Raw genomic sequence first — 13,286 nt, 5'->3', positions numbered from 1 at the left:
AGATATGGAAAAGTTATTGAAAGAATTACAACATGCTGATCTGCATAGTCAAACACGCCGACATTTTTTGCAGTCTGCTGGGTTTGGGCTTGGAGCTTTGGGTTTGGGCTCGCTTTTGGGATCCTGCGGTAATTCAAATGCAGAAACCAGCGCGACAGCCGAAGCGATGGGAGCGAAGATCCCTCAATTTGCGCCAAAGGCAAAACGGGTCATTTACATCCATATGGCCGGAGCGCCTTCGCAGCTGGAACTGTTTGATTATAAACCGGAACTGGAAAAATATCACGGAAAAGATTGTCCGGCTGAATTTCTGGAAGGAAAGAAATTTGCTTTTATTCAAGGGGTTCCAAAAATGTTGGGACCGCAGGGGAAATTTAATCAATATGGACAATCGGGAGCCTGGATGTCTGATTATATCCCTTATTTACAAACAGTTGCCGATGAAATTACTTTCATCAAAGCGATGCATACCGATCAGTTTAACCACGCTCCTGCGCAGTTGTTGCTGCATACCGGAAGCGCGCGATTAGGTCGACCGAGTTTAGGTGCCTGGTCGGTTTATGGTTTGGGATCAGAAAATCAAAATTTACCAGGTTTTATTGTGCTTGCTTCTGGCGGGCGACAGCCGGATGCGGGGAAAAGCGTTTATGGCAGCGGTTTTTTACCTTCGGTTTATCAGGGCGTGCAATGTCGCACAGGTGGAGATCCGGTTTTGTACGTGACGGACCCTAATGGTATGAACCGGAATATGCGGAAACAGACCATTGAAGCGATCAATGAGATTAATAAACAAACCTATAATGATGTTCAGGATCCTGAGATATTAACCCGGATCAGTCAGTATGAAATGGCGTTCCGGATGCAGATGTCTGTGCCTGAGGTCATGGACGTGTCCAAAGAACCACAGTTTATTCTGGACATGTATGGGGTAAAACCGGGCGAAGGAACCTTTGCTATGAATTGTCTTTTGGCTCGAAAACTTGTTGAAAATGACGTACGTTTTGTGCAGTTGTTCGACTGGGGCTGGGACGGCCATGGCACCACGGCGGGTGATAATGTTGAAGGAGGATTGAGAAATAAATGTCGACTTTCAGATAAACCGGTAGCTGCCCTGATTCAGGATTTGAAAATGCGCGGTTTGCTGGACGAAACGCTGATTATCTGGGGTGCAGAATTTGGCAGAACGCCTATGCAGGAAAATAGGAACGGTGTCGTTATGCCCTATATGGGCCGTGATCACCATCTTGAAGCTTTCACGATGTGGATGGCTGGCGGAGGCGTTAAAAAAGGATATACCCATGGTGAAACGGATGAATTGGGTTATTATGGTGTAAAAGACCGTGTCCATGTGCATGATTTACAGGCTACGATTCTCCATTTGATGGGTTTTGATCATGAAAAATTCACTTATCCATTCCAGGGAAGAAATTTCAGATTAACCGATACAGAAGGAAAAGTGGTGAAAAATATTATTGCTTAACAGGATATAATTCAACAATCATCGTCTTAAGCCTGAAATCAAACTCCAATCCAATGCAAAATGATACTGTGCTTGCTTTCCGAATGCAATTGAACAAGGGAAATGAAGCAGAATACAAAAAAAGACACGATGAAATCTGGCCGGAGTTGTCCGCACTATTGAAAAATGCCGGTATTCAGGAATATTATATTTTTCTGGACGAAGTAACTCTGGCACTGTTCGCATTTCAAAAACTCTCGCCAGATGCGGATACTTTCGGATTGTCTTCTTTACCAATTATGAAAAAATGGTGGGATCACATGGCTGATTTAATGGAAGTCAATCCGGATAATTCACCAAAAATTGTTGCCTGTCCGGAAGTTTTCCGGTTATTGTAATTTCAATTGTTCTCGTTTTTCTATGTTAATCCTCTTTCAGGCCACAGACTGGACCTATTTTATTGGACGTTTTCATCCGGTTCTGGTGCATTTGCCCATTGGATTTTTGCTGATCGCGGCACTTTTGGAAATTGGTAAGCGAATCGGAAAAATCACGGTAAGCGATTCTTCTATCACCTTTATTCTGGTTTGGTCGGCCATTGGTGCCACGCTGGCTTGTATTGCAGGTTATCTCTTGTCGCTTGGCGGAGGATATGATGAGGAATTACTGAGTGACCATCAGTGGCAGGGAATCGGTGTGACCGTTTTTGCCTGGATTGCCTGGTTATTTAAGTCAGGAAAAATTTCGATCGGTTCCGCTATTTATCTTCCAGCCTTGGGACTTTCCACGATTTTAACATTTACAGCCGGCCATGATGGCGGTTCGCTTACGCATGGAGACGGATATTTGACCCAATATACACCTGAACCATTCCGGTCTATGGCAGGAATTCCTCCGAGGACAGAAGAGAAAACGGAAATTAAACCGATTACCGATATTAATCAGGCAGTCGTCTACAAAGATATTGTCCAGCCGATTTTAGAAATGCGTTGTGCGCAATGCCATAATGCTAACAAGCAAAAAGGCGGTTTGCGAATGGATAATATGGCGATGCTGGTAAAAGGTGGTGAAGACGGCCCCGTATTTGTTTCGGGAAAAGTGCTGGAAAGTGCCATGATTAAGCGTTGCCTGCTACCTGAAACGGACGACGACCATATGCCACCAAAAGGGAAACCGCAACTCTCAGAATCGCAACTCGCTTTACTCAGCTGGTGGATTGAACAGGGTGCTTCCGGGGACAAAAAAGTTTCTGATCTGAAAATCACGGAACAGGTTAAGCCGGCTCTTGCGTCATTAACTTCTGGTTCAGGAGGGGAAAACTCAAAAAATGTTGACTCTCCGGTTTTAAGTTTGCAGGTTCCTGTACCTAATGAAAAGGCTGTGGAAGCCGTTAAAAAGGTTGGACTTTTGGTTATGCCCATTTCTCACGATAAAAATCTGCTGGAAGTAAGTGCAGTGAATGCATCCGGTTTTGGTGATGGCCAAATCGGTTTACTATCGCCTCTTTCTGAGCAAATTATCTGGCTTAAACTGGGTGGTACAACGGTGACTGATAATTCAATAAAAGAAATCAGGAAACTCAAAAATCTTAACAAGCTGCATTTGGAATATACTACTGTTACCGATGCTGGTTTGGCCACTTTGAAAGACTTGCAATATCTGGAATATATCAATCTGGTTGGGACAAAAATTACCGATGCCGGTTTGAAAAATCTTGCTTTGTCGAAAAGTTTGAAAAATATCTACATCTGGAAATCTGCTGTTACTGAAAACGGCGTTGCCGAAGTACAAAAATTGCATCCGGATCTGCATATTGTCAATGGATTTAATGAGGCGAAGGTTGCTGAATTTCTTAAAGCCGGAGATACAATTAAGAACGAGGAAAAGCAAAGAATTCAATAAGTCTACTTATTATGTGTGGTAGACAGCAGCAGAGCTGCGAAATATTTGTAGCTCAAATATTCTTCTAGCCGGTAAAGGTGCAGCGCACCGAAATATTTGTAAAATGCATTCTGTCAAGGGTTTAATATATTTAATTTGTTTTCACAATCAATTACGAAATGAATCGTAGACAATTTGTTAATACCTCAATGGCCGGGTTAGGCACTTTTGCATCCATAGAAACAATTGCAAAGGAGAATTCACGGATGTTTGAAAAAGCCAATGCCAATTCTCTAAAAATCCTGGCGACAAATTGGGGTTATGAAGGAAGTGTTGATGCATTTTGCGCTGCTGCAAAAAAGGAAGGATATGACGGTGCGGAATTCTGGTGGCCACAAGGTAAAAAGGAGCAGGAAGAATTATTTACCGCCCTGAAAAAGCATGGTTTAGAGGTTGGATTTCTATGCGGAGCTGGCCTGAAAGATTATTCGGCGCATCTGGATTTTTTCAAAAAATCAATTGATGCAGCAACCAAATCAGAAATCAAACCACTTTATATTAATTGCCATAGCGGAAGAGATCATTTCAGCTATGATCAGAATAAAGCATTTATAGACCATACGAGTGAAGCTTCTGAGAAAAGCGGAATTCCGATTTATCACGAAACGCATCGTGCAAGAATGCTTTTCGCAGCACATATTGCCAGAAATTTTATTGAGAAAAACCCGAAATTGAAGTTAACACTGGACATTTCGCATTGGTGTAATGTGGCGGAAACCTTGCTGGAAGATCAGGAAGAAACGGTTAAACTGGCACTTTCACGAGTAGGACATATTCATGCGCGTATCGGGCATCCGGAAGGGCCGCAGGTTAATGATCCGCGCGCTCCTGAATGGGAATCTGCGTTAAAGGCGCATTTGGCCTGGTGGGATGTTGTTGTAGAAAGAAAAATAAAAAGCGGAGAGCAAATTACGTTTTTGACAGAATTTGGCCCTCCGCACTATATGCCTACGCTTCCATTCACGAACCAGCCATTAGCCGATCAATGGGGAATTAATGTCTTTATGATGCACTTGCTGAGAAAGCGTTATAGTAAATAACTATAATTTTCTTTCCAAAAGCGTTAAAATGCTTTGCAATCCTTCAGCATCTGTTTCTGAAAAATCATTTAACTGATCGCTGTCGACGTCCAAAACCATCGCTACTGTCCCATTTCTATGGAAAACCGGCAGGACGATCTCTGATTTTGAAGCAGAGGCGCAGGCGATATGTCCGGGAAATTGATCAACATCCGGTACAATAATTGTTTTTTGCCGCGAATAACTTGCGCCGCAGACGCCTTTATGGAAGGGAATACGCGTACAGGCAATCGGTCCCTGGAAAGGTCCAAGAACAAGTTGTCCTTCTTTTGCTACATAAAAACCAACCCAAAAGAATCCGAAAGCTTCTTTTAATGCGGCAGCGATGTTAGCAAGGTTTGCGGTCAGATCACTTTCTGTTTCGATCAAACTATTGATTTGTGGTAATAAGACTTCGTAAATTTCCTTACGATCCGTTCCGACAGGTATTATTAGTTCTTCAGCCATTTCTTAGGATGTACTATTTGTAAGTTGAACAGTGATTTCTTTTAAAAAGTTGGACAAATAGCGGGTAATTTTAACAGGCCGGAAATTAAAAATGTGTTATTTAGCGCATTATTTTCCGTATCAATTGAACAAATGAATCACCGCCATATATTGCTGATGGACGGCCCCGATCACAAAGGGCTCATTTATCAGGTAACCCGCGTACTTTTTGAGCACAATCAAAACATTATTCGTAATGATGAATACGTAAGTCCGTCGGCTTATTTTTTCATGCGTACGGAGTTTGAAGGAGAAACTGATGCGACTGAGTTGTTGCAGATTCTTAAACAGGAATTGCCTGCCGGGATTAATCTTCGTTTAAACCCCAAAAAGAAAAAAGACATCGTCGTTCTGGTAACGAAAGAACATCACTGTCTGGGGGAATTATTGCTTCGTTATGCTTTTGATGAGCTGGATGCCAATATTCTGGCCGTGATAAGTAATTACAACACATTGCAGCCGCTGGTTAGTAAATTCGGAATACCTTTTCATTTTATTTCTCACGAAAACAAAACGCGCGAGGAACACGAAGAAGCGATTTTGAGAACGTTGGATGTATACCGCCCGGAATATCTGGTTTTGGCAAAATACATGCGGATCATTACACCAGAATTTGTTAATCATTTCCCGGATCGCATTGTTAATATCCACCACTCGTTTTTGCCAGCATTTATTGGTGCAAATCCATATCGTCAGGCTTATGAACGCGGGGTGAAAATTATTGGCGCGACAGCGCATTTTGTGAATAACGATCTGGATGAAGGTCCAATTATTGCCCAGGATGTGAAGTCAGTGGATCACCGGCAAACGGCTACTGATATGTCAACTTTGGGTAGAGATACAGAAAAACGGGTATTAACATCTGCTTTAAAGCTTGTTTTCAACGACCGCGTTTTCATTCACAACAACAGAACCATTATTCTTTAAACAAGAAAAAAGCCCTTAGTCAGACTCACCGAGGGCTTTTTGTAATCTGATGGATGTTATTGATTATGTAATAATACTAAAAAGCATTGTAATATCAAATTCAAATTCAGGTAATTATCCAAAATGATGTATGAAAAATATTAAGCAATGACAACGGTACGTGCCAAATCCACTAAATCTTTATCGTTAACTTCTTTCTTCAAATCAGCAACATCAAGGAATTTTTTGTAAAGATCATCCAGGATCGCTTTCTCGAAAGTGAAGCCCAGAAGTTCTAGACGGTGTTTCAAAGCATGGCGACCGCTACGCGCTGTCAATACGATATCCGATTTATCAACACCTACATCCTGCGGATTCATGATCTCGTAATTCAGCGTATTTTTTAAGAAACCATCCTGATGGATTCCTGAGGAATGCGCAAATGCGTTACGTCCAACAATCGCTTTGTTGGCCTGAACCGGCATACGCATCATTTTTGAAACCAACTGGCTTGTAGGATAAATCAATTGTGAATTCACCCCTGTTTCGTAACCTAATTCTTTATGAACATTCAAAGCCATCACCACTTCTTCCAAAGAGGTATTTCCGGCGCGCTCTCCAATTCCATTCATGGTAACCTCAACCTGGCGCGCACCTTCACGGATACCAGCCAGTGAGTTAGCAGTCGCTAAACCAAGATCATTATGACAGTGAATAGAAATTGTTGCGTTATGAATTCCTTTTACGTTTTCGAAAATATATTTAATTTTTGCGCCATATTCTTCTGGTAAGCAGTACCCTGTTGTATCAGGAATATTTACAACCGTAGCACCGGCAGCAATCACGGCTTCGACCAGTTGTGCAAGAAATACAAGGTCAGCTCTTCCCGCATCTTCACAATAAAACTCTACGTCTTCTACCTTTGTTTTGGCATATTTAGTAGCAGCAATCGCTCTTTCAATAATCTTTTCTCTCGTCGTATTGAATTTGTGCTGAATATGAATATCAGATGATCCAATTCCTGTATGGATACGACCGCGTTTTGCGAATTGCAAGGCATCGCCGGCAGCATCAATATCACCAGTCACTGCACGGGAAAGTGCACAGATAATCGGTTCACGGACAGCTTTGGATATTTCCATGACAGACCTGAAATCACCAGGACTTGAAATAGGAAATCCAGCTTCAATTACGTCTACACCAAGCTTTTCGAGTTGTGTGGCTACAATTATCTTTTCTTCCGTTGTCAATTGGCTTCCAGGGACTTGTTCGCCGTCGCGTAAGGTAGTGTCGAAGATTTGAACTCGCTGACTCATTGTGGGTACTTTGATTAAAGATTGAATTACGAATTTACTAATTTTAAGACAATATAAAACCCTTTCCGTTTGAGAGAAAGGGTTTTATATCTATTCAAGACAATGCCTTTCTCAATCTTAGGGATTGGTCTGAAGGAGCAGAAAAATGCAATTGTCGTGTGATTTCATGTTCAATATATCTTGCGAAAATTCGCTAACTGTGATTTTCTTCTGCAAAGTAATAAGAAGATTTTGGTTGAACAAATCTTCTTAATGAAAATTCAAAAAAAGATATATTTTATAATGAATCTAATTTTTTATATTAAATACGTTTTAAGATTTCTTCACCAATCGCATCAGTACCCAGGATCATTTCAGGAGCCGTTGTTGAGTCAGCGATATCGCGTGTACGGAAACCAGCTTTCAAAACCTGTTCAATTGCAGAAATAATTGCATCTGACTCTTCTTTCAAGCCAAAAGAAATGTCAAGAAGCAAAGCCGCAGAAAGAACCGAAGCCATTGGATTGGCAACGCCCATGCCTGTAATATCATGTCCTGAACCGTGAATTGGCTCATAAACTCCCGTGCTGTCTCCTACCGAAGCCGAAGCCAACATTCCCATGGATCCGGCAATCTGACTTGCTTCGTCAGTCAGGATATCACCGAATAAATTCGCTGTAACAACCACATCAAAACGACGTGGATCTTTGATAAGCATCATTGCAGCTGAGTCAACAAACTGGTGTTCTACGGTAATATCCGGATATTCAGGAGCAAGCGCTTGAACAACTTCACGCCATAGTCTGCTTGTTTCCAAAACGTTTGCTTTATCAACAGAACACAATTTTTTGCTACGCGTACGAGCTGCTTCAAATGCCCTGCGGGCGATACGTTCTACTTCATAACGGCTATATTCCGCGATATCGTAAGCGGTATCTCCATTGTTTTTACGGCCTTTTTCTCCAAAATAGATATCACCAGTTAATTCACGGAAAAACAGGATATCAGAACCTTTAAGGATTTCAGGTTTAATCGAAGAAGCTCCCAATAGTTCATCAAAAAGTTTGATTGGGCGTAAATTGGCATATAAACCCAGTTCTTTACGCATTTTAAGCAAACCTTGCTCCGGACGAACTTTTGCAGTTGGATCGTTATCATATTTTGGGTGACCAACAGCTCCGAATAAAATCGCATCGGAAGCGCGCATTTTTTCCAAAGTTTCGTCTGGAAGCGGGTTTCCGGTTGCTTCAATTGCAACGTGACCCATTAATGCTTCGTCGTAAATAAATTCGTGCCCGAATTTTTCAGCAATTTTAATCAAAACTTTTTTTCCAACTTCTGTAACTTCCTGCCCGATTCCGTCACCAGGTACTATTAAGATGTTTTTCTTCATTTTTATGGTTAAAATTTACAATCCGTTGGCCGGTTGAATAAGGTGCAACGGGTTTTATTATGGTTTTTGATTTAGATTTATAGAATTCGTTATCAAGTTAATAGCCCGTCCTACGGGGCTTTGAACCGGCAGGATTGAACCAATTTTCAATAATAATATCATCCCTTCGGGATTAAAATTGCGTGTTGACAATCCCGAAGGGATGACATTATTATAGAAATAGGGACGATTTTATATCGGGGGAACAACCCTGAAAGGGTGGCCCGCGCAGGGTGGCATAACCGAATTAACCAACCTGTTTACCTTACACTTTTTGAAATTCTGAATTAACTTCTTCCAATTTTGAATTCAGATCAAGAGCGCTCGGAACACCCAGCAAATTCAACATTTTCTGCGTGGCCTGAATCGCAGAAACCGTCTGGTCAGAATCCAAACCTCTGGTTTTTACGTCCTTACCATTTATTTCCCAGGTAATGATCGTTTCACAAAGTGCATCCGTCTTTCCACCCGGCGGGATTCGCACGGTATAATCCGTTAACATCGGCAAGGAAATTCCTTTTTTAGCGTAGATCTTTTTCAACGCATTCATGAATGCATCATACTGACCATCACCCTGGGCATTTTCTTCATAAATCTCGTCGCCAAAAGTAATCTGTAAAGTTGCAGATGGTTTAAGATTTTTCGAATGCGTCAAAACGTAATTTAGAATGACAACCTTTTCTTCGATCGCGCTGCTATCCAGTACGTCAGAAATGATGTAAGGAAGATCTTCCGGCGTTACAACCTCTTTCCTATCGCCAAGCTCAATGATTCGCTGAGTAACTTTTTTAAGGTCTGCATCAGACAATGTGATCCCGATATCTTTCAGGTTATTCTCAATATTCGCTTTCCCGGAAGTTTTACCCAAAGCATAAGAACGCAGTCTTCCGAAGCGCTCCGGCATCAGATTACTGAAATAGAGATTGTTCTTTTTATCTCCATCTGCATGAATACCAGCGGTTTGTGTAAAAACACTTTCGCCAACAATCGGTCGGTTGGAAGGAATTCGTATTCCCGAAAACGTTTCAACAATCTTACTAATTTTATATAGAGATCTTTCAACAACCGAAGTTTCAACTTCCGGCATGAAATCTTTTATAACTGCAATTGTACTGGCCAAAGAAGCATTTCCAGCCCTTTCGCCCATGCCATTTACTGTCAAATGAAGTCCATGTGCACCGGCACGAATCGCTTCCATCACGTTAGCAATGCTCAGATCATAATCATTATGAGCATGAAACTCAAAATGATGATTTGGATAACGATCGACGATTGATTTTACAAATTCGTACGATTCAGAAGGCGTAAGAATGCCCAAAGTATCGGGTAAAAGAATTCGTTTTACAGGTTGTTTTGTCAAAAAGTCAAGCGCGGCGAAAACGTACTCACGGGAAGTTCGCATGCCATTGCTCCAATCTTCAAGATAAACATTGCAGCTTATTCCCTTGGATTGTGCAAGTTCGATGACCTGCTCAATATCTTCAAAATGCTGCTGTGGAGTTTTTTTTAATTGAAAAGTGAGATGGTTTAATGAACCTTTGGTAAGCAGGTTCATGACTTTGGCACCTGAATTAAGCATCCAGTTGATAGACGCTTCTCCGTCTACAAAAGTGAGTACTTCGATTTTATCAATAAAACCGTTTTCGTTTGCCCAATCTGTAATTTTCTTTACAGCTTGAAATTCTCCTTCAGAGACACGCGCCGATGCAATTTCGATGCGGTCTACTTTTACCTCCTGCAATAAAAGCTGAGCAATTGTCAGCTTTTCAGATGCAGAAAAAGACACTCCGGAGGTTTGTTCACCATCCCGGAGTGTCGTATCCATTATTTCTATATAGCGTTTATTCATGAGGCGGTCGGCGGTCGGCGGTCAGCCGTCGGCTAATACAGCGGAAAGCTGATTGCCGAAAGCCGATTGCTGAAAGCCATTTTAATATAGTCTTTGTGCTTCAAATTCAGTGATATCACTCTTCATCGCTTGCAGATAATCAATATCATCAAAACCATTGACCATATTGTGTTTCTTGTAGCCGTTGATATCGAAAGATTCCTGTTCGCCTGAGGCAATAATTGTGATTGTCTGCTCAGGAAGATTTACTTCAAGCTCTGCATTTGGATCAGCTTCAATTGCCTGGAATATTTTATCCAGGAATTCTTCGCTAACCTGAACCGGCAAAATTCCGATATTCAGCGAGTTCCCTTTAAAAATATCAGCAAAGAAACTTGAAACCACACACCGGAATCCGTAGTCATAGATCGCCCAGGCAGCATGCTCGCGGCTTGATCCGCTTCCGAAGTTGCGTCCGCCAACAAGGATTTTACCGGAATAAATCGGGTTGTTTAATACGAAATCCTGTTTCGGAGTATCGTCGCCATTATAGCGCCAGTCTCTGAAAAGATTGTCTCCAAAACCTTCGCGTTTTGTAGCTTTAAGAAAACGTGCCGGTATAATCTGATCCGTATCAACGTTTTCAATCGGCAAAGGAACTGCCGTACTTTTTAATATGGTGAATTTATCGTAAGCCATTTTTATTGATGTTTTTTAGGTTACACAGAGGTTCACGGAGGTTGAAAGAGGGACACAGAGATTTTTATTTAATAAGCTAACAATCTCTGTAAATATCATTTTCTAACTATATGGTTCTCTGTGCAATCTTTCAATTTATAAATCTTTTTATACCGTTTTTCAATACTGAAACATTGAAATTGATTAGCAGACCTGCATTCATTTCGGAAAATCTCATATAGGTGAGAATTTGAGCTGTGTGAACGTTATTAATTATTTCAACACTTTTTAATTCTACTACTACCTGATTTTCAACGATGAAATCCATGCGGTAACCATATTCGATTTGAATTTCTTTATAGCGAACAGGTAATGGCTTTTGCCTTTCAAAAAACAAACCCGAATTACTTAATTCGTGGGCCAGACATTCTTCATAAGCCGATTCAAGTAAACCTGGACCTAATTCCTTATGAATTTCAATACAACATCCGATAATATCTCCGGTAATTTCATTAATTTCCATTATTACTTTGTGGTTATGATTCAACATCATAGACCACAAACTGATATCTAGGTCACACGAAAAAGGTTAGTAATATTTGTTCAAAAAACCTCTGTGGTTCTCTTTTTTTCTCTGAGAACCTCTGTGTAACCTTCACCAGTTACAACAGATCACGAGGATCAGTAACAACTCCCGTTACCGCCGCCGCCGCCGCCACCAACGGACTAGCCAAAAGCGTACGTGAACCCGGGCCCTGACGACCTTCGAAGTTACGGTTTGATGTACTCACAGCATATTTTCCTGCCGGGATTTTATCATCATTCATCGCAAGACATGCAGAGCAGCCAGGCTGACGGAGTTCAAAACCTGCTTCGGTTAGAATGTCAAGAATTCCTTCTTCTTTGATCTGGGCTTCAACAATGTGTGAACCCGGAACAACCCATGCAGTTACGTTATCTGCCTTTTTACGTCCTTTTACGATGGATGCAAAAGCACGAAAATCTTCGATACGGCCGTTTGTGCAGCTACCGATAAATACGTAGTCAATCTTTTTGCCCAACATCGACTCATTTTCATGGAAGCCCATGTAATTCAATGATTTGTCGTATGTTGCTTTTCCGCCTTCAACTTGTTCTGATGTAGGAATATTACGTGAAATCCCCTGACCCATTCCCGGATTTGTTCCGTATGTGATCATTGGCTCGATATCCTCTGCGTTGAAAGTATATTCTTTGTCAAAAACAGAACCTTCATCTGTTTTTAAAGTTTTCCAGTAAGCTAATGCTTTATCCCATTTCTCGCCTTTGGGAGCTTGTTCGCGACCTTCGATATAGTCGAAAGTAGTCTGGTCAGGAGCGATCATACCACCACGGGCACCCATTTCGATACTCATGTTACAAACCGTCATACGGCCTTCCATGGACATATTTTCAAAAACGTCACCAGCATATTCTACGAAATATCCTGTCGCGCCCGCTGTTGTCAATTTTGAAATAACATATAAGGTAACGTCTTTCGGCGTTACCGCCTTACCTAATTTACCGTTTACGTTTACACGCATTTTTTTCGGTTTTGGCTGCATAATACACTGAGAGGAAAGTACCATTTCAACCTCAGAAGTACCAATTCCGAAAGCAATAGCGCCAAATGCGCCGTGCGTAGATGTGTGTGAATCACCACAAACAATCGTCATACCTGGTAGCGTGATACCATTTTCTGGTCCAACTACGTGGACGATACCATTTTTTACATTACCCAGACCCCAGTGCGAAATACCGTATTTTGCCGAGTTTGACTCCAATGCATCCAGCTGTTTTGCTGAAAGTGGATCCTGTACCGGAAGGTGCTGGTTGATAGTAGGTGTGTTATGGTCAGCCGTTGCGAAAGTACGGTTTGGATAAATAACACCAACATTTCTGGTTTCAAGTCCCAGGAAAGCAACGGGGCTGGTTACTTCATGGATAAAATGACGGTCGATAAAAAATACGTCAGGACCATCTTCAATTTTACGAACAACGTGTGAATCCCACACTTTGTCAAAAAGGGTACTCGCTTGATTACTCATTCTCAATTTATGGTGAAATAGGTAACTAATATTAAATTTTACTGATTTGTAGCTGAAAACTAGCTACTTAAACCGGAATGCGACCGATAAAATAATCAGGGAAACAAATTTCATCA

12 protein-coding genes are annotated in these 13,286 nt (G+C 41.4%); 5 read left to right on the top strand and 7 right to left on the bottom strand.

All coding sequences use genetic code 11. The annotated features are described in order from the left end of the window. The first annotated feature begins 4 nt into the window (after positions 1-4). From FDK13_RS16845 to FDK13_RS16830, 4 genes are all read left to right on the top strand, one after another. Positions 5-1,480, top strand: coding sequence for a DUF1501 domain-containing protein (locus tag FDK13_RS16845; protein ID WP_137341166.1), 1,476 nt, complete (start codon positions 5-7; stop codon positions 1,478-1,480). A 53-nt stretch (positions 1,481-1,533) separates the two neighbouring features. Further along, positions 1,534-1,857: an L-rhamnose mutarotase gene (locus FDK13_RS16840; protein WP_137341165.1), complete on the top strand. Its 324-nt coding sequence runs from the start codon at positions 1,534-1,536 to the stop codon at positions 1,855-1,857. A gap of 22 nt (positions 1,858-1,879) precedes the next feature. Continuing rightward, the gene (locus tag FDK13_RS16835; RefSeq protein WP_137341164.1) at positions 1,880-3,361 is read left to right on the top strand and encodes a c-type cytochrome domain-containing protein; all 1,482 of its coding nucleotides are present in this window, start codon (positions 1,880-1,882) and stop codon (positions 3,359-3,361) included. 158 nt (positions 3,362-3,519) lie between these two features. Further along, positions 3,520-4,440, top strand: a complete 921-nt coding sequence (locus FDK13_RS16830; RefSeq protein WP_137341163.1) for a sugar phosphate isomerase/epimerase family protein — start codon at positions 3,520-3,522, stop codon at positions 4,438-4,440. Here FDK13_RS16830 and msrC read toward each other — a convergent pair whose 3' ends face one another. Then, positions 4,441-4,926 (bottom strand): free L-methionine (R)-S-oxide reductase MsrC, encoded by a 486-nt coding sequence (msrC, locus tag FDK13_RS16825; protein WP_137341162.1) that lies wholly within the window; start codon positions 4,924-4,926, stop codon positions 4,441-4,443. It abuts the gene before it with no gap. Between the two features lie 132 nt (positions 4,927-5,058). Between msrC and purU the strand changes: the two genes are divergently transcribed. Further along, entirely contained in the window at positions 5,059-5,892 is an 834-nt protein-coding gene (gene purU / locus FDK13_RS16820; protein ID WP_137341161.1) for a formyltetrahydrofolate deformylase, read from the top strand. A gap of 140 nt (positions 5,893-6,032) precedes the next feature. On the opposite strand, the gene FDK13_RS16815 is transcribed toward purU, so the two are convergent. The 6 genes from FDK13_RS16815 to leuC form a co-directional block, all read right to left on the bottom strand. Then, on the bottom strand, positions 6,033-7,187 hold the full coding sequence (locus tag FDK13_RS16815) for a 2-isopropylmalate synthase (protein WP_137341160.1): 1,155 nt from the start codon (positions 7,185-7,187) through the stop codon (positions 6,033-6,035). A 301-nt stretch (positions 7,188-7,488) separates the two neighbouring features. After that, positions 7,489-8,559: a 3-isopropylmalate dehydrogenase gene (gene leuB, locus FDK13_RS16810; protein WP_137341159.1), complete on the bottom strand. Its 1,071-nt coding sequence runs from the start codon at positions 8,557-8,559 to the stop codon at positions 7,489-7,491. A gap of 304 nt (positions 8,560-8,863) precedes the next feature. Then, positions 8,864-10,447, bottom strand: coding sequence for a hydroxymethylglutaryl-CoA lyase-like TIM-barrel protein (locus FDK13_RS16805; protein WP_137341158.1), 1,584 nt, complete (start codon positions 10,445-10,447; stop codon positions 8,864-8,866). A gap of 81 nt (positions 10,448-10,528) precedes the next feature. Next, positions 10,529-11,125, bottom strand: a complete 597-nt coding sequence (gene leuD / locus FDK13_RS16800; RefSeq protein ID WP_137341157.1) for a 3-isopropylmalate dehydratase small subunit — start codon at positions 11,123-11,125, stop codon at positions 10,529-10,531. 130 nt (positions 11,126-11,255) lie between these two features. After that, the gene (locus FDK13_RS16795) at positions 11,256-11,627 is read right to left on the bottom strand and encodes a GxxExxY protein (protein ID WP_137341156.1); all 372 of its coding nucleotides are present in this window, start codon (positions 11,625-11,627) and stop codon (positions 11,256-11,258) included. Between the two features lie 139 nt (positions 11,628-11,766). After that, positions 11,767-13,170 (bottom strand): 3-isopropylmalate dehydratase large subunit, encoded by a 1,404-nt coding sequence (leuC, locus tag FDK13_RS16790; RefSeq protein WP_137341155.1) that lies wholly within the window; start codon positions 13,168-13,170, stop codon positions 11,767-11,769. Positions 13,171-13,286: the final 116 nt, after the last annotated feature.

The organism is Dyadobacter frigoris (genome assembly GCF_005280585.1).
Classification (GTDB): Bacteria; Bacteroidota; Bacteroidia; order Cytophagales; family Spirosomataceae; genus Dyadobacter; species Dyadobacter frigoris.
This window is presented reverse-complemented; position numbering and strand designations above follow the sequence as displayed.

Excerpts from the sequence above, each read along its gene's own strand:
- FDK13_RS16845 (WP_137341166.1), top strand. The coding sequence starts at position 5 with ATGGAAAAGTTATTGAAAGAATTACAACATGCTGATCTGCATAGTCAA.
- FDK13_RS16840 (WP_137341165.1), top strand. The coding sequence starts at position 1,534 with ATGCAAAATGATACTGTGCTTGCTTTCCGAATGCAATTGAACAAGGGA.
- FDK13_RS16835 (WP_137341164.1), top strand. The coding sequence starts at position 1,880 with ATGTTAATCCTCTTTCAGGCCACAGACTGGACCTATTTTATTGGACGT.
- FDK13_RS16830 (WP_137341163.1), top strand. The coding sequence starts at position 3,520 with ATGAATCGTAGACAATTTGTTAATACCTCAATGGCCGGGTTAGGCACT.
- msrC (WP_137341162.1), bottom strand. The coding sequence starts at position 4,926 with ATGGCTGAAGAACTAATAATACCTGTCGGAACGGATCGTAAGGAAATT.
- purU (WP_137341161.1), top strand. The coding sequence starts at position 5,059 with ATGAATCACCGCCATATATTGCTGATGGACGGCCCCGATCACAAAGGG.
- FDK13_RS16815 (WP_137341160.1), bottom strand. The coding sequence starts at position 7,187 with ATGAGTCAGCGAGTTCAAATCTTCGACACTACCTTACGCGACGGCGAA.
- leuB (WP_137341159.1), bottom strand. The coding sequence starts at position 8,559 with ATGAAGAAAAACATCTTAATAGTACCTGGTGACGGAATCGGGCAGGAA.
- FDK13_RS16805 (WP_137341158.1), bottom strand. The coding sequence starts at position 10,447 with ATGAATAAACGCTATATAGAAATAATGGATACGACACTCCGGGATGGT.
- leuD (WP_137341157.1), bottom strand. The coding sequence starts at position 11,125 with ATGGCTTACGATAAATTCACCATATTAAAAAGTACGGCAGTTCCTTTG.
- FDK13_RS16795 (WP_137341156.1), bottom strand. The coding sequence starts at position 11,627 with ATGGAAATTAATGAAATTACCGGAGATATTATCGGATGTTGTATTGAA.
- leuC (WP_137341155.1), bottom strand. The coding sequence starts at position 13,170 with ATGAGTAATCAAGCGAGTACCCTTTTTGACAAAGTGTGGGATTCACAC.